The organism is Serratia sp. X3 (assembly GCF_014982455.1).
GTDB classification, from domain to species: Bacteria; Pseudomonadota; Gammaproteobacteria; order Enterobacterales; family Enterobacteriaceae; genus Serratia; species Serratia ureilytica.
In genome coordinates this window covers 1-15,705 of sequence record NZ_JADCNB010000001.1, presented here as the reverse complement: position 1 = coordinate 15,705, position 15,705 = coordinate 1, and the positions used below count along the sequence as shown (strand labels likewise).

Genomic DNA, 15,705 nt, shown 5'->3' with positions numbered 1-15,705 from the left:
GGCTTACAGCGGTTCGGTCTGGGCTTCCACCACCGCCAGCGCCACCATGTTGACGATGCGGCGCACCGAGGCGATCGGCGTCAGGATGTGCACCGGTTTGGCCACCCCCATCAGCACCGGCCCGACGGTCACCCCTTCCGAGCAGGAGACGCGCAGCAGGTTGTAGCTGATGCGTGCCGCTTCCATATTCGGCATGATCAGCAGGTTGGCCGAGCCTTTCAGCGGGCTGTCCGGCATCAGATCGTGACGGATGCTTTCCACCAGCGCGGCGTCGCCGTGCATTTCACCGTCGATCTCCAGCTCCGGCGCCAGCTCGTTCACCAGCTCCAGCGTTTTACGCATCTTGCGCGCCGCCGGGCAATCAGACGAACCGAAGCTGGAGTGAGACAGCAGCGCCACCTTCGGCTCGATGCCGAAACGGCGCACGGTTTCCGCCGCCATCAGGGTGATCTCCGCCAGCTGTTCCGGCGTCGGATCGTCGTTGACGTAGGTGTCAGCGATGAAGGTGTTGCCGCTCGGCAGCAGCAGCGCGTTCATCGCGCCGGCGACGTGCGCGCCTTCACGGAAGCCGAACACGTTCTTCACCACGTCGTAATGCTCGTGGTAGCTGCCGATGGTGCCGCAGATCATCGCATCCGCTTCGCCGCGGTGCAGCATGATGGCGGCGATCAGCGTCGGGTTGCCGATCACCGCGCGGCGTGCCTGCTCTTGCGAAACGCCGCGGCGTTTCATGATCTGGTAGTACTCGCCCCAGTATTCGTTGAAGCGCGGATCCGACTCGTTGTTCACCACTTCGAAATCTTTGCCCGGCGTCAATTGCAGGCCCAGCTTTTTCAGGCGCATCTCGATCACGCTCGGACGGCCGACCAGGATCGGGAAAGCCAGCCCCTGCGACACCAGCTCTTGCGTGGCGTGCAGCACGCGCTCTTCCTCACCTTCCGCCAGCACCACCCGCTTCACCTCTTTGCGCGCCTGCGAGAAGATCGGTTTCATGAACAGGTTGGTTTTGTAGACGAACTCCGCCAGCTTCTCCACGTAGGCGTCGAAGTCTTCGATCGGGCGCGTCGCCACGCCGGAGTCCATCGCCGCCTTGGCCACCGCCGGCGCGATCTTGACGATCAGACGCGGATCGAACGGTTTCGGAATGATGTATTCCGGCCCGAAGGAGAGATCCTGATCGTCATACGCGGAGGCTACCACGTCGCTCTGTTCCGCCAGCGCCAGATCGGCGATGGCATGCACGCAGGCCAGCTTCATCTCTTCGTTGATGGTGGTGGCGCCCACGTCCAGCGCGCCGCGGAAAATGAACGGGAAGCACAAGACGTTGTTCACCTGGTTCGGGTAGTCGGAACGGCCGGTACAGATGATGGCGTCCGGGCGCACCGCTTTGGCCAGCGGCGGCAGAATTTCCGGTTCCGGGTTGGCCAGCGCCATGATCAGCGGATCGCGCGCCATGGTTTTCACCATATCCTGCGTCAGCACGCCCGGGCCGGAGCAGCCGAGGAAGATGTCGGCGTTCGGGATGGCGTCGCCCAACGTGCGCTGGCCGTTATCCTCGATGGCGTAGGCGGCTTTGGTCTGTTCCATATTGGCGTCGCGGCCTTTATAGATGACGCCCTTGGAGTCGCAGACGGTGATGTTCTGTTGACGCAGCCCCAGCGCCACCAGCAAGTTCAGGCAGGCGATGGACGCCGCGCCGGCGCCGGACACCACCAGCCGCACGTCGGAGATGTTCTTCTTCACCACGCGCAGGCCGTTGAGCACCGCGGCGGTGGTAATGATCGCCGTGCCGTGCTGGTCGTCGTGGAACACCGGGATCTTCATGCGCTCACGCAGTTTCTGTTCGATGTAGAAACACTCCGGCGCCTTGATGTCTTCCAGGTTGATGCCGCCGAAGGTCGGTTCCAGCGCGGCGATAATGTCGATTAATTTGTCAGGGTTATGCTCATCCACTTCGATATCAAATACATCGATACCGGAAAACTTCTTGAACAAAACGCCCTTGCCTTCCATCACCGGCTTACCGGCCAACGCGCCGATATTGCCCAGACCCAGTACCGCCGTGCCGTTGGAAATCACCGCCACCAGGTTGCCGCGCGCGGTGTATTTGTAGGCCGCCAGCGGATCTTCGGCGATCTCGAGGCAAGGCGCGGCGACGCCCGGCGAATAAGCCAGCGCCAGATCGCGCTGGGTCGCCAACGGTTTGGTTGGGGAAACCTGGATCTTCCCTGGGACAGGAAACTGATGGAAATCAAGGGCACTCTGTTTGAGCTGTTCGTCCATTATGGATTCCTTTGTTTTTTGCTTTTATGTTGAGGTAAGGCTTTGAGGCTGCGCCCTGCCGTGGGCCATGGCGCCCAGGTACAATGACAGGGCACAGCCTTGAAGTATAGTGAGAGAAACATCACAAACTTTGAAGCGCGCCATAACCTTGGTCGAAAGACCGTTTTAAAAGTAAAAAAAGAAGGCCTGCGGGACAAGTCAGACAAGTGCCGCCGTCAGCGCGGCGGCAGCGTGGCGCGCCAGGCGTTGAGCGTCTCCACCTGACCGGCGCAAATGTGTAACGAGGTTTGTAACGCCAGGGCATAGCTTACCGCATCGCCCCAGGTCTCCCCCTGCAGCTGCGGCTGCTCACAGGGAGCGAATACCGACTCAGGGGGCAACAGCGGCACGGCCTGCGGCGCCGGCGGCCGGGCGCAGGAGCTCAAACACAGCGCCAGGCAGAGGCTGAGCGGCGCAGGGATCGTTTTTAATCGCTTCACGGTATTTCCTCTGATAAGCCTCGTGTTGCTGGCGCAGCTGCTGTTCCTGCCGCTGCTGCGCCGCCATCAGCGCACGATTTTGCGCATCCTGGGTCTGCAGGGTGGCGATTAGCCCGGCCTGCTGCGCCAGGCTTTTTTGCAATTCCGCCGCCAGTTGCCGCGCGGACACCAACTGGTGCGACAGCAACGCGCTGTAGCCGCCGAGGCAGATGGCCGCCAGCAACAGCAGCAGCAACCCGCCCTGCATCAGTTTTTGCAGCCAGCCGCTCATGCCGGATAGTCCCGAAACGGCAGCTGGAAGTGCGGGCCGTCCTTGAGGGTCTTCCATTCGCCGCCCCATTCGACGTTGATGCCGTATTCACGCGCCGCGCGCCGCACCGCCACCGCAATTTGCGCGTAGTAATCCCACTCCCAGGAGACCACGCCCGCCGGCATCGCCACCACGTCCACCGCGTGCCCGGTCAGATGGCGGCTGCGCAGCGTTTGGCTGTTGCCGGCGCGCACCATTTCCCGCTGGCGCGCCATGCTGCGCAGCCCCTCGCTAACGGAAAACGGCACCAGGGAATAGCGCAGCGCCAGACGAATAACGCGCACCAGATCCGGATGCACGCCGCGCAGGTTCTCTTCGCTGCGGGCGGTAAAGCGAATCTCTTCGATGTCATTTAACATTTTTAAACCCCGTTTTTTTGCCGATGAATTTTTTAATTAAGGCGTTGATGTAATCCGCCCCCATAAAGCCAATCAATACGCTGGCCAAATTCGCCCAGTTTAATTCCAGGCCCATCAGCGCCAGCGCATCGCGCACCGTCCAGGCCAATAACGCGCACATCGCCGCATTCAATAAACGTCGCCGAATACCCACGTTGCGATAGGCGCCGTGTAATAGCGCCATCACGCCGGCCAGAATGGCGTTCAATACCGGCTGAAGATATTCACATACTCGCTGGACTATTAAGCCAACAGCGTCAGGCTCTATGCTGGACATAGCTCATCTCCTTTTTTATTTTTAATTAAATGCCAATCACGGCCGGTGGGACATCGGATACTCAGAATCTAGTTAAGGATGCTATTACAAAGCAAATGAATAAATACAGGCCCTATGGTCGAATTCATTCATGCTGAATGCTGGCACAACACATAAACGCCAAGGCAGGCGGCAGTGAATAAAAAATTCATTCTTATCGTGATTTGTTTCGACTGTTATTTCTGCGAAAAATAAACATTAATGGCAACGGGAAATATTTCCCCATCGAAAAACATCCACTCTGGAGAAATGCCATGTCCACACGTAAAGCCGTTATTGGGTATTATTTTATTCCGACCAACCAAATCAATAATTACACCGAGACCGATACATCTGTCGTGCCGTTCCCGGTTTCCAACATCACGCCGGCCAAAGCCAAACAGCTGACGCACATTAACTTCTCGTTCCTGGATATCAACGGCAATCTGGAATGCGCCTGGGATCCGGCCACCAATGACGCCAAGGCGCGCGATGTGGTCAACCGTCTGACCGCGCTCAAAGCGCACAACCCCAGCCTGCGCATCATGTTCTCCATCGGCGGCTGGTACTACTCCAACGATCTGGGCGTGTCGCATGCCAACTACGTCAACGCGGTGAAAACTCCGGCGTCGCGCGCCAAGTTCGCCCAATCCTGCGTGCGCATCATGAAGGATTACGGCTTCGACGGCGTGGACATCGACTGGGAGTACCCGCAAGCCTCGGAAGTGGACGGTTTCATCGCCGCGCTGCAGGAGATCCGCACCCTGCTGAACCAGCAAACCGTCGCCGACGGCCGCCAGGCGTTGCCGTACCAGTTGACCATCGCCGGCGCCGGCGGCGCCTTCTTCCTGTCGCGCTATTACAGCAAGCTGGCGCAGATCGTCGCGCCGCTCGATTACATCAACCTGATGACCTACGATCTGGCCGGCCCCTGGGAGAAGGTAACCAACCACCAGGCGGCGCTGTTCGGCGATGCGGCCGGGCCGACCTTCTACAATGCGCTGCGCGAAGCCAACCTGGGCTGGAGCTGGGAAGAGCTGACCCGCGCCTTCCCCAGCCCGTTCAGCCTGACGGTCGACGCCGCGGTGCAGCAACACCTGATGATGGAAGGCGTGCCGAGCGCCAAAATCGTGATGGGCGTGCCCTTCTACGGCCGCGCCTTCAAGGGCGTCAGCGGTGGCAACGGCGGGCAATACAGCAGCCACAGCACGCCGGGCGAAGATCCGTACCCGAACACCGATTACTGGCTGGTGGGCTGCGAAGAGTGCGTGCGCGACAAGGATCCGCGCATCGCCTCCTATCGCCAGCTGGAGCAGATGCTGCTGGGCAACTACGGCTATCAGCGGCTGTGGAACGACAAGACCAAAACGCCTTACCTGTATCATGCGCAGAAAGGGCTGTTCGTCACCTATGACGATGCCGAGAGCTTCAAATACAAAGCGAAATACATCAAGCAGCAGCAACTGGGCGGCGTGATGTTCTGGCATCTGGGTCAAGACAACCGCAACGGCGATCTGCTGGCCTCGCTGGATCGCTATTTCAACGCCGCGGACTACGACGACAGCCAGCTGGATATGGGCACCGGGCTGCGCTACACCGGCGTCGGCCCCGGCAACCTGCCGATCATGACCGCGCCGGCTTATGTGCCGGGCACCACTTACGCGCAGGGCGCGCTGGTGTCCTATCAGGGTTACGTCTGGCAGACCAAGTGGGGTTACATCACCTCGGCGCCCGGTTCTGACGGCGCCTGGCTGAAGGTGGGCCGCGTGGCGTAAGCCGTAAAAAAACCCCGTAGCCGAATGCTGCGGGGTTTTCATTGAGTTAACCGTTTGATTTTCGCGTCCCTTCGTCTCTATTCCTTCAGTTGTGGCACCAAGGATAACCGCCATCCCGCACCACTTCGCGGCCCATCAGGCTGTAGACATCGCTTTTGCGCGTCAGCCGCTCATGCCACCAGTTAAACCCGGCGCCCTTGCTGGCCGGGTGCCACGCCAACCAAATCATTTCGTCGCCCTTTTGCATCTCCACCGGCACCGTCACCAGTTCGCCGCTGGCCAATTCCTTTTCGATCAAAGCAGGCGGCAGAAAAGCGTGGCCGATGCCGCGTTTGAGCAGCGCCAGGTTGCTTTCCACGTCGCATACCACCAACTGACGCTGCAAGGGCAGCGTGCCGTGATTGCGCTTGGGCAGCTCATGGCTGCTGTCGGCGATCACCACCACGATGTCGTTCAACCGCTGTTTCTTGCACACCGGCTTTCTCTGCGCCGCGAACGGGTGCGAAGGCGACACGCACAGCACAAAGTTGAGCTTGCCGAGCATCAGGGTTTTGGCCTGCACGCTGTCGGGAATTTGGCCGATGGCGATGATCAGATCCGCCCGGTTGTTCTTCAGCGCATCCCAGGTGCCGTTCAACGCTTCCCGCTGCACCGAGATACTGGCGTTCGGGCAATGCTGAATATAGTCGCGGATATCCTGCGTCAGGGTTTCCAACGGGAAGAAGGTGTCTACCGCCAGGCGGATATTATTGTCCAGCTTGGGGATGTTGCGCACCCGGCTTTCCAGATCCTGCACCGCATTTAATATCCAGCTGCCTTCCTGCAGGAGAAATTCCCCTTCATCCGTCAGGGTAATCATGGGGCCATTGCGATGAAAAAGTTTCACGCAGAGTTTGCTTTCAATATTGGAAACCCGATAAGAGATCGCCGAAGGCGTTTTATGCAGCGCCTCCGCCGCCATAGAGAAAGATCCGGTGCTCTTGATGGTGCTGATTATTTTAATCGCGTCCAGGGATAATCTAGTCATACAAATTCCTCTTTAAAATAAAATAAGAAAAATGACACTAAATTCCCAAGGTGGTGGCGCACAAAAAACGATCAAATCGAACAAGGGTACTCATAGCAACAAGCAATATACTTCATAAATGAGAGCGCTATCTTAAATACTATTCATCACGACCTGATATAAAATTCATCATAGCGCCCTACTTTTACACAGCGACAGTTAAATAAATTCAGCCTAACGATCAAAGTTCGTCATCATAATAATTTTCGTTAATAGCCGTTAAAACATTCCGCTCTATCGCATGACCAGAATGATAAAAATAAAACAAGCCGACAAGAAGGGTTATTTCTAATTGCGTTATTAGTCTCTCATTTTGTCGGTGAAATACGCTCAACTTACAACATAATTTCAGTCAGGAGTGACTTATGAACAAAACTTCCCGTACCCTGCTCTCTCTGGGCCTGCTGAGCGCGGCCATGTTCGGCGTTTCGCAACAGGCGAATGCTCACGGTTATGTCGAGTCGCCGGCCAGCCGCGCCTACCAGTGCAAACTGCAGCTCAACACCCAGTGCGGCAGCGTGCAGTACGAACCGCAGAGCGTCGAAGGCCTGAAAGGCTTCCCGCAGGCCGGTCCGGTTGACGGCCATATCGCCAGCGCCAACAAGTCCACCTTCTTCGAACTGGATCAGCAAACGCCGACGCGCTGGAACAAGCTCAACCTGAAAACCGGCCCGAACGCCTTTACCTGGAAGCTGACCGCGCGTCACAGCACCACCAGCTGGCGCTATTTCATCACCAAGCCGAACTGGGACGCTTCGCAACCGCTGACCCGCGCTTCCTTTGACCTGACGCCGTTCTGCCAGTTCAACGACGGCGGCGCCATCCCTGCCGCGCAGGTCACCCACCAGTGCAACATACCGGCAGATCGCAGCGGTTCGCACGTGATCCTTGCCGTGTGGGACATAGCCGACACCGCCAACGCCTTCTATCAGGCGATCGACGTCAACCTGAGCAAGTAATCCGTCAAAAGGGGGACATCTCTGGAGGGTTCAGCCTGGCGCTGAACCCTTTTTTTGCAGGTGCCGCTATTGCGACATATTGAGGATAGTGCGCACATTGAGCGCGCTGGTGGCGATAATATCGATGGCGCCGGTGCGCAGCGCGCCCAAAATCGCCAGCGCCTTGGTATTCTCGGAGGCAATGGCGATCACGCAAGGAATTTTGCGCAGCTCATCAATGCTCAGCCCAATCACACGGTCATTCATCACCGTGTCGACATGCTGCCCCTGGGCATTGAAAAAGTCATAGCCGGCGATGTCGCCGATCACGCCCTGATTAAGGCTGGCGTCGATAATCTCGTGCGGCGTAAACCACCCCAATTTCACCATATAGCTGTTTTCATTCATGTCGCCAATGCCGACTAACGCCACATCGGCCTTACGCGCGCGATCCAGGGTTTCCTTGATCGTGCCGTTCTGCATGAAGGCGTCTTTCAACGCGCGATTTTCGACGTAGGCCGGCGCATAGAGCGTCTCGCTGCTGCCGCCGAACTTCTTCGCCAAACGCCGGCTGATGTGGTCGGCGTTGATCGCATCCCCCGGGCGGTGGGTGCCGCCGATGCCGCAGATGAACTTGCAGTTGCGCTCCGTCACGCTGCCGACGTGATCGGCGATCGCCGCCACGTTGCGTCCCTGCCCGACCGCCAACACCATATCGTCTTTCAGCGACATCGCCAGGTAGTTGGACACCAGCGCCGCCACCTGCCGACGCTGTTCCTCTTCGTCCTGATGATCGAGCGCGATCAGCGCGCGGCTGATGGGAAAACGTTCCATCATCTGCTGTTCCAGCCGGGTGCTGAACACCGGGTGATAACGCACGTTGATCTCGACGATGCCTTCTTCCTTGGCGCGCTTGAGCAAACGACCGACTTTGATCCGTGAGATGCCGAACTTTTTGGCGATCTCTTCCTGCGTGATCTCATCCTGATAATAAGCAACGGCGATTTCGGTCAGCAGTTCGTTATCCTGGGACACAGTTTGTTTTTCCATCCGTTAGACGTTTCCCCACGGCAGGCCGGTTAATCATGGCGGAGGGACGATACACGCCCCTCCGACAATGCTGAATGCCCGCTAGTATAACGCGTTCAGGCGGCAACGGTATTCAGTCGTTGCTCCACCTCGTCCGCCAATCGGGTCAAGAGCAGGCAGCAAGATACCGCGCCGGCGTCCAGTACGCCGCGCGAACGCTCACCCAGACGGCTGGCGCGGCCGATTTTCGCCACCAGCTCGCGCGTGGAATCGCGCCCGCGCGCCGCGGCGATCCTCATCTGTTCCAGCGCAGCGGCGAAGTCGTCACCGCGCCCCGCCGCCTGCTCAAACGCCGCTACCGCCGGTATCAGCGTATCCATCAGACACTTGTCTCCCACGCCCGCGCTGCTGATGTCCTGCAGTTCGCGCAATCCGCCGTGCAACATCGCCAAAAATGCCTGCTTATCCAGCACGCTGCGCTCGCGCACGCTCTCCGCCATGCCCATGAACAGGCTGCCGTACAGCGGCCCCATCGAACCGCCGATGCCCTCCATCAGCGCATCAGAAACCGCATCGAACGCCTGCGCCAGCGTGAGCTCGCGGCCGCGAATGGCATCGCCGCACATCGCGAATCCCTTCGACATGTTAATGCCGTGGTCACCGTCACCGATGGCGCCGTCAATTTCGCTCAGGTATTCGCGGTTGCTGACAATGGTTTCTATCAGCCCCGTAACGATCTCACTGCCGTACCGGGTTGAAATTTGTTCCGTCATGATTCACTCCACCTGGGTTAAGCCTAAAGATTGCGCCGGCATGTCCAGCAGCGTTTTCAGTTCGTCATCCAGCGTCATCAGCGTCAGCGTCACGCCCATCATTTCCAGCGACGTGAAGTAATTGCCGACATAGCGCCGATGCACCCGCACGCCTTTCGCCGTCAACCGACGCTCTATTTCGGCATAATAGATATACAGCTCCATCACCGGCGTGGCGCCAAGCCCGGAGATCAGCAACGCCACCTCCTGCCCCTGTTCCAGCGGCATGTCGTTGAGCACGAAATCGAGCATGGTGCCGGCCATCGCCGACGCCGACTGGATCGGCGATACCTCAATGCCCGGTTCGCCGTGATGGCCGATGCCGATCTCCATCTTGCCGTCTTCAATATGAAAATTGGGTTTGCCGACCGCGGGAATGGTGCAGGAACTGAGGCCGACGCCGATCGAACGACACCGGTCGATGGCTTTTTGCGCCGCGCCGATCACGCCGTCCAGATCGTATCCCTTGGCCGCCGCCGCCGCGCCGACCTTCCACATCAGAATTTCTCCGGCCACGCCGCGCCGTTTATCGATCTCACTGGCCGGCGCCGAGGCGACGTCATCGTTAGCCACCACGGTTTTCACCCGTATGCCGGCCGCCGTGGCCTTCTTGATCGCCATCTTGACGTTCATGTTGTCGCCGGCGTAGTTGCCGTACAGGCAAGCGACGCCCGCACCGCTGTCCGCCGCCTTGAAAGCGTCGAGAAAAGCCCCCGCCGTAGGCGATGAAAAAATCTCGCCAATCGCGACGGCATCCAGCATGTTTTTGCCGACATAGCCCAGAAACGCCGGCTCATGGCCGGAACCGCCGCCGGTGACGATGCCCACTTTGCCGGCGATCGGCGCCGGCGGATATTTCAACACCCGCGCATTGTCGGTGGCGGCGTAATAGTCCGGGTGGGCCAGCTTATAGCCCTGAATGGCGTCTTCCACTACGTGATCGGGATCGTTAATGATTCTGTTCATCGCGGCCTCTCTGTCGCCTGAATAAGAAATTATTGAATGGTGTAACCGCCGTCGACCACCAGGTTGGCGCCGGTGATCATCGCCGCCGCGTCACCGGCCAAAAACAGGGCGCTGGCGGCGATATCTTGCGGCTCAGCAAAGCGCCGCAGCGGAATTTTCTGCTTCATCTGCTCAGCCACCTCGCCAGACCAGGCTTTGCGCCCCAGCTCCGTCAAAACCACGGTGGGTGAAATGGCGTTGACCCGCACGCTGTGTGGCCCCCACTCCAGCGCCAGCACCTGGGTCAAGCCGATAACGCCCGCTTTGCTGGCGCAATAGGCCAGGTGATTAGGCAATGCCACCACCCCGGCCTGCGAGGCGAGATTGATGATGCTGCCGCCGCGCTGGCGAATGAAACGGCGGCCCACCGCCTGGCAGGTGAGAAACACGCCTTTCAGATTGACCGCCAGGGTTGCATCCCACGCCGTTTCCGGCAGTTCCTCAGCGGGATGCAGCGCAACGATGCCGGCGCTGTTGACCAGCACGTCCAGCCGCCCGAAATGCGCCTCAATCTGCGCCACCGCCCGCTCCACCGACGCGGCATCGGTGACGTCGGCCACGACACCCAGCGCCGCCTCGGCGTCCAGCTGTCGCGCCACTTCCGCAACCTGCGGCGCACGATCGAGCAGCGCCACGCGCGCGCCGTTTTGCAGATAGCGTTCGGCGATAGCGAGGCCGATCCCCGCAGCGCCGCCGGTAATCAGCGCCACCTTGCCCTGCAGCGAGAGCTCGCGCGGCGCCGTAGTTTGATGATTAATCATATATTTCCCCTTAAAACTGTGAACTTCGCCCTCGGTCAGGATATTTTCGCCAAACTCGCGCCGCGTTCTTCCGACGCCGTCGCGCTTTCCTTCGGCAGCGTGACAAATTTCATCAGCACGCCGCTGAACAGGTACAAGCCGGTAAAGATCCAGATCACGCCAACGGTGCCGAGACTGCCGATAAACAGCCCCACCACCGCCGGGCCGACAAAGGTGCTCAGGCCGGCGCCCAGATTGAGAATCGACATCGCCGCGCCCTTATTGTCCGGCGCCAGCGACGGCATGATGGCCGACAGCGGCACGAACGCCGCCAGGCAGGCGCCGAACAAACCGGCGGCGCAAACGGTCAGCAGGTAGTTGGCGCCGAAGAATTGCGGCACGTAGTAGAACATCAGCGTGGTCAAGGCGCAGCCGACGCAGCCGAACCACATCACCACATTGCGCCAGCCGAGACCGTCGCTGATCACGCCGAAAATCAGGTTGAAAATGATGTTGACCGTCCACAGCGCGGCGTACATCTGCAGCCAATGCGTGCGGGTGAATCCCATATCCATCATGTACATGGGCATGAATACGACGAAGCCGTATGCCGCGGAGGTATTAATGGTGCGCACGATGCCGCCCAGGCCGATCTTCGGGTTTTCAAACGCGATGGTGATGCCTTTCAAGACGTAACCCAGCGACGCCTTTTCACGGTTGCCGCTCTGTGCCGCGCCTTCGTCGCGATTGAGCATCAGCGCAATCACCGCGCCCAGCACGACGAAAATCAGCGCGCTCCACAGCGTGTGGATCTCGCCGAGATAAGGCAGCATGATGCTGGAATACAGCACGCCCAGCACGCTGAGCCCGCCGCTGTAAACGAACCAGAAAATCCCCACCGCCGACCCCAGTCTTTCCGGCGGCGCCTCATACGCCACCCACACCAAAAAACCGTAGGCGAACAACGGATAACCCAAGCCGCGCAGCGCATAGGTCGGCACCATGATCGCCAGGTTGTTGCTCGGCAGGCCGAACGTCAAAAAGCACACCGAACCGAACAGAAACAGCAGCAGGCCGGCCAACATCACCCGCCGGGCGGTAAAGATTTCCGCCAGCACGCCGGAAAACCAGGCGGCGATCGCGGCCGCAAAGCCATAAACGCTGAACAGCAGCGCCGATTCCTGAATGCTCAGCCCCTTGCCGATCAAATAAGGCGACAGCCATCCTTGTTCCAGCCCTTCGCCCATCATGAACACCAACACGCCGGCATAGCCCAGCAGCAGTTTCGGTGACAGACCAATGCGATGAATCAGTCCATGCAACATAGAACACCCCAGCACATGTGATTATGGAGGCGCAGGCTCGCCCGCACCCGAAGAACGATGCAGGTTTCAGAGGTTCGGATTAAGCACCACTTTGATTGAACCGATGCCGCGCTTCATCAGCTCGAAGCCATCGGCGAACTGTTCCAGCGGCAGCGTATGCGTCACCACGCCTTCGGTCGGCAGATCGCCATTGGCGATGCCTTCGATCACCAGCGGGTAGCAGTAAGGGCCGAGGTGCGAACCGAGCACGTCCAGCTCTTTGCGGTCGCTGATGATGCTCCAGTCGACGGTCACCGGATCCTTGAACACGGAAAATTCCACGAAGGTGCCGAGTTTGCGGATCAGCGTCAGGCCCTGTTCCACGGACTTTTGGGCGCCGGTCGCCTCGATGTAGATGTCGCAGCCGTAGCCGTCGGTCATCGCTTTAACCGCCGCGGGCACATCGTCACGGGTCGGGTTCAGCGTCACATCCGCGCCGAAGCGCTTCGCCAGCGCCAGACGCTCGTCGGACAGATCCAGCACCACCAGCTTCGAGGGCCCGGACTTTTTGATCGCCCCGATCATGCCCAGCCCCAGAGTGCCGGCGCCGGCCAGCACCACGACATCGCCCAGTTTGATATTGGCGCGTTGCACCGCATGGAAGGAGCAAGCATAGGGTTCGATCAGAATGGCTTTTTCGATCGGCAGATCGGCCGGCACGTGATAGTTAATCGCCTCTTTGGTGAACTTCATGTACTCGGCCATGCCGCCATTGACGTTTTTCTGGAAACCGTACAGGTCATGCTTTTCGCACATCCAATACTGGCCGCGGTTGCAGAAGCGGCATTGCCAACAGGGAACGATCTGTTCTGATATCACCCGATCGCCGAGATTGAAGCCCTCGACGCCTTCGCCGTATCCCACCACGTGGCCGATAAACTCATGACCGGGGATCATCGGCGCCTTGATGTATGCCGGTTGTTTTTCATCGCCCCAGAAGCTGGGCGCCCCTTCGAACGCTTTAACATCGCCGGCGCAGATGCCGCAGGCCTCGATCTTCACCAGGATCTCTTTCGGGCCGATCTTCGGTACCGGCACCTGTTCCAGGCGGTAATCTTTCGGGGCGTACGCCACAACCGCCTTCATGATCTCGGGGATACCGTCCGCCATTTTCGCCTCTGTCATGCAGGTCTGACACATAGCACTCTCCTCTGGTAGGGTGACTCTTTATGATCAATAACACAAACAAAGAACAAATGAACACTAACGTCACACGTTCAATTTGCCCACAGAGAACTTACCAAACTGTGATATCGCTCAAAAACCCGTCTACATGAGGATAAATAACGATTAAAACCCCTTTTTTAGTGACAACCGTCACCTTTTAAAGGGGGAGCAGAAAAATCAGGTAAAAAACAAAAGAACATCAATTGAACATTTGATTAAACAGGGATACGGTAATGAACGTGGCGCCACCGAGGATCGCCGCCCTTTTCGTTACCAATCAGGAGACCGCTATGCTGCCTATCGCCATCGGCGCCGACGATGCCGCCATTGAACTGAAGGATCTGATCGTCGCCCACCTGCAACGACGGGACATTCCCGTCATTGACTACACGACGGATCGCACCGCAGAAACGGGGATCTATCCCGATATCGCCTATCGCGTCGCGCAGGCGATACGGGAGGAAAAACATCGGCGGGGGATCCTGCTGTGCGGCACCGGCATCGGTATGAGCATCGTGGCCAATAAAGTGCCCGGCATTCGCGCGGCGCAGTGTCACGATACCTACTCCGCCCAACGGGCGCGCAAAAGCAATGATGCGCAGATCATCACGCTGGGCGCGCGGGTCATCGGCGCCGAACTGGCGAAAACCATCGTCGATGCCTGGCTGGAATCGGAGTTTGAAGGGGGAGGATCGGCGCCGAAAGTCGAGCGGATCGGCTATTACGAAAACGCGGTCGGTCGGCGTTAAACCGCCTGCAGTCTCGATGGCGGTCGCGCGCAAGCCGCGCTCCGCCTGGGTTTATTCGTCATTCATTGTTATTATCCATCGCAACAATCAGAAAAAGCGCATTTTCATTCTCGATCCGATGATGCAGTGTGTTCCCCCTATGATGAAAAAGGTTCTCATTTCCCTACGTTGAGCTTGGTCAAGGAGCTTATCAATGAATCAATTAGACGCACTCAAGCAGCTGACCACGGTGGTCGCCGACAGCGGCGATATCGAATCCATCCGCCAGTTCGAACCCCAGGACGCCACCACCAACCCTTCGCTGATCCTGAAAGCCGCCGCGCTGCCGCAGTACAAAGCGCTGATCACCGAAGCGCTGGAGTATGCCCGCCGTCAGGGCGGCAGCAAGGAAACCCAGCTGATCAACGCCAGCGATAAACTGGCGGTCAACATCGGCGTCGAGATCCTCAAAAGCGTGCCGGGCCGCATCTCCACCGAAGTGGACGCCCGCCTGTCGTTCGACCGCGGCATGTGCGTCGCCAAAGCGCGCAAACTGATCGGCATGTATCAGGAACAGGGCATCGACAAATCGCGCATCCTGATCAAGCTGGCTTCCACCTGGGAAGGCATCAAAGCCGCCGAAGAGTTGGAAAAAGAAGGCATCAACACCAACCTGACGCTGCTGTTCTCCTTCGCTCAGGCCCGCGCCTGCGCCGAAGCCGGCGTGTATCTGATCTCGCCGTTCGTCGGCCGCATCTATGACTGGTACCAGGCTAAACAGCCTGCCGCCGACTACGACGCCGATCAGGATCCGGGCGTGAAATCGGTGCGCACCATCTATGAATACTACAAGCGTCATCGTTACCAGACGGTGATCATGGGCGCCAGCTTCCGCAAAGTTGAGCAGATCCTGGCGCTGGCCGGCTGCGATCGCCTGACCATCGCGCCGAACCTGCTGGAGCAGCTGAAAAACAGCGAACAGCCGGTCGAGCGCAAGCTGACCCCGTCGACCGAGGGCTTCCACCAACCCGCTCCGCTGGCCGAAGCGGAATTCCGCTGGCTGCACAATCAGGACGCCATGGCGGTAGAAAAACTCGCCGAAGGCATCCGCCTGTTCGCCGTCGACCAGCAAAAGCTGGAAGACATGTTGGCCGCTCAACTGTAATCGCACTGGAGTTTCGTTATGTCTTCTCGTAAAGAGCTTGCCAACGCCATCCGCGCACTCAGCATGGACGCCGTACAAAAAGCAAATTCCGGCCACCCGGGGGCCCCTATGGGCATGGCGGACATCGCCGAAGTCCTGTGGCGCGACTACC

At 58.9% G+C, this 15,705-nt stretch carries 17 protein-coding genes; 5 read left to right on the top strand and 12 right to left on the bottom strand.

What is annotated here, in order from left to right:
• Positions 1–3: 3 nt before the first annotated feature.
• From maeB to IMX17_RS00065, 5 genes are all read right to left on the bottom strand, one after another.
• Positions 4–2,283 (bottom strand): NADP-dependent oxaloacetate-decarboxylating malate dehydrogenase, encoded by a 2,280-nt coding sequence (maeB, locus tag IMX17_RS00085; protein WP_016926766.1) that lies wholly within the window; start codon positions 2,281–2,283, stop codon positions 4–6.
• A 215-nt stretch (positions 2,284–2,498) separates the two neighbouring features.
• A complete protein-coding gene (locus IMX17_RS00080) occupies positions 2,499–2,672 on the bottom strand; it encodes a hypothetical protein (RefSeq protein ID WP_004936544.1) in 174 nt (57 codons plus the stop codon).
• Entirely contained in the window at positions 2,653–3,033 is a 381-nt protein-coding gene (locus IMX17_RS00075; protein ID WP_182074332.1) for a DUF2570 family protein, read from the bottom strand. The genes IMX17_RS00080 and IMX17_RS00075 overlap by 20 nt, the downstream gene beginning before the upstream one ends.
• A complete protein-coding gene (locus tag IMX17_RS00070) occupies positions 3,030–3,431 on the bottom strand; it encodes a M15 family metallopeptidase (protein ID WP_046896235.1) in 402 nt (133 codons plus the stop codon). The genes IMX17_RS00075 and IMX17_RS00070 overlap by 4 nt, the downstream gene beginning before the upstream one ends.
• Positions 3,421–3,747 (bottom strand): phage holin, lambda family, encoded by a 327-nt coding sequence (locus IMX17_RS00065; protein ID WP_033643982.1) that lies wholly within the window; start codon positions 3,745–3,747, stop codon positions 3,421–3,423. Before IMX17_RS00065 ends, IMX17_RS00070 begins: the two co-directional genes overlap by 11 nt.
• A 293-nt stretch (positions 3,748–4,040) precedes the next feature.
• On the opposite strand from IMX17_RS00065, the gene IMX17_RS00060 reads away from it, so the two are divergent.
• Positions 4,041–5,540 carry a glycosyl hydrolase family 18 protein gene (locus tag IMX17_RS00060; RefSeq protein WP_046896234.1) on the top strand — a complete coding sequence of 500 codons (1,500 nt, stop codon included), beginning with the start codon at positions 4,041–4,043 and terminating at the stop codon, positions 5,538–5,540.
• An 85-nt stretch (positions 5,541–5,625) separates the two neighbouring features.
• Here IMX17_RS00060 and IMX17_RS00055 read toward each other — a convergent pair whose 3' ends face one another.
• A complete protein-coding gene (locus IMX17_RS00055) occupies positions 5,626–6,567 on the bottom strand; it encodes a LysR family transcriptional regulator (protein WP_025303805.1) in 942 nt (313 codons plus the stop codon).
• A 404-nt stretch (positions 6,568–6,971) separates the two neighbouring features.
• Here IMX17_RS00055 and IMX17_RS00050 point away from each other — a divergent pair, with 404 nt between their 5' ends.
• Positions 6,972–7,565: a lytic polysaccharide monooxygenase gene (locus tag IMX17_RS00050; protein WP_074055733.1), complete on the top strand. Its 594-nt coding sequence runs from the start codon at positions 6,972–6,974 to the stop codon at positions 7,563–7,565.
• 66 nt (positions 7,566–7,631) lie between these two features.
• Here the strand turns inward: IMX17_RS00050 and IMX17_RS00045 are convergent, their stop codons facing one another.
• From IMX17_RS00045 to IMX17_RS00020, 6 genes are all read right to left on the bottom strand, one after another.
• On the bottom strand, positions 7,632–8,594 hold the full coding sequence (locus IMX17_RS00045; RefSeq protein WP_004936575.1) for a sugar-binding transcriptional regulator: 963 nt from the start codon (positions 8,592–8,594) through the stop codon (positions 7,632–7,634).
• A 95-nt stretch (positions 8,595–8,689) separates the two neighbouring features.
• The gene (dhaL, locus tag IMX17_RS00040; protein WP_033643985.1) at positions 8,690–9,346 is read right to left on the bottom strand and encodes a dihydroxyacetone kinase subunit DhaL; all 657 of its coding nucleotides are present in this window, start codon (positions 9,344–9,346) and stop codon (positions 8,690–8,692) included.
• A gap of 3 nt (positions 9,347–9,349) precedes the next feature.
• Positions 9,350–10,351 carry a dihydroxyacetone kinase subunit DhaK gene (locus IMX17_RS00035; protein WP_046896232.1) on the bottom strand — a complete coding sequence of 334 codons (1,002 nt, stop codon included), beginning with the start codon at positions 10,349–10,351 and terminating at the stop codon, positions 9,350–9,352.
• 29 nt (positions 10,352–10,380) lie between these two features.
• Positions 10,381–11,151, bottom strand: coding sequence for an SDR family oxidoreductase (locus tag IMX17_RS00030; RefSeq protein ID WP_046896231.1), 771 nt, complete (start codon positions 11,149–11,151; stop codon positions 10,381–10,383).
• 35 nt (positions 11,152–11,186) lie between these two features.
• Positions 11,187–12,455, bottom strand: coding sequence for an MFS transporter (locus IMX17_RS00025; RefSeq protein ID WP_046896230.1), 1,269 nt, complete (start codon positions 12,453–12,455; stop codon positions 11,187–11,189).
• 66 nt (positions 12,456–12,521) lie between these two features.
• Positions 12,522–13,634 carry an alcohol dehydrogenase catalytic domain-containing protein gene (locus IMX17_RS00020; protein WP_288445097.1) on the bottom strand — a complete coding sequence of 371 codons (1,113 nt, stop codon included), beginning with the start codon at positions 13,632–13,634 and terminating at the stop codon, positions 12,522–12,524.
• Positions 13,635–13,951: 317 nt separating this feature from the next.
• Between IMX17_RS00020 and rpiB the strand changes: the two genes are divergently transcribed.
• From rpiB to IMX17_RS00005, 3 genes are all read left to right on the top strand, one after another.
• Positions 13,952–14,410, top strand: coding sequence for a ribose 5-phosphate isomerase B (gene rpiB, locus IMX17_RS00015; RefSeq protein ID WP_033643988.1), 459 nt, complete (start codon positions 13,952–13,954; stop codon positions 14,408–14,410).
• 193 nt (positions 14,411–14,603) lie between these two features.
• On the top strand, positions 14,604–15,554 hold the full coding sequence (gene tal / locus IMX17_RS00010) for a transaldolase (protein WP_016926754.1): 951 nt from the start codon (positions 14,604–14,606) through the stop codon (positions 15,552–15,554).
• Between the two features lie 18 nt (positions 15,555–15,572).
• Positions 15,573–15,705: hypothetical protein (locus tag IMX17_RS00005; protein ID WP_139159286.1), on the top strand; the 133-nt coding region annotated here is incomplete at its 3' end.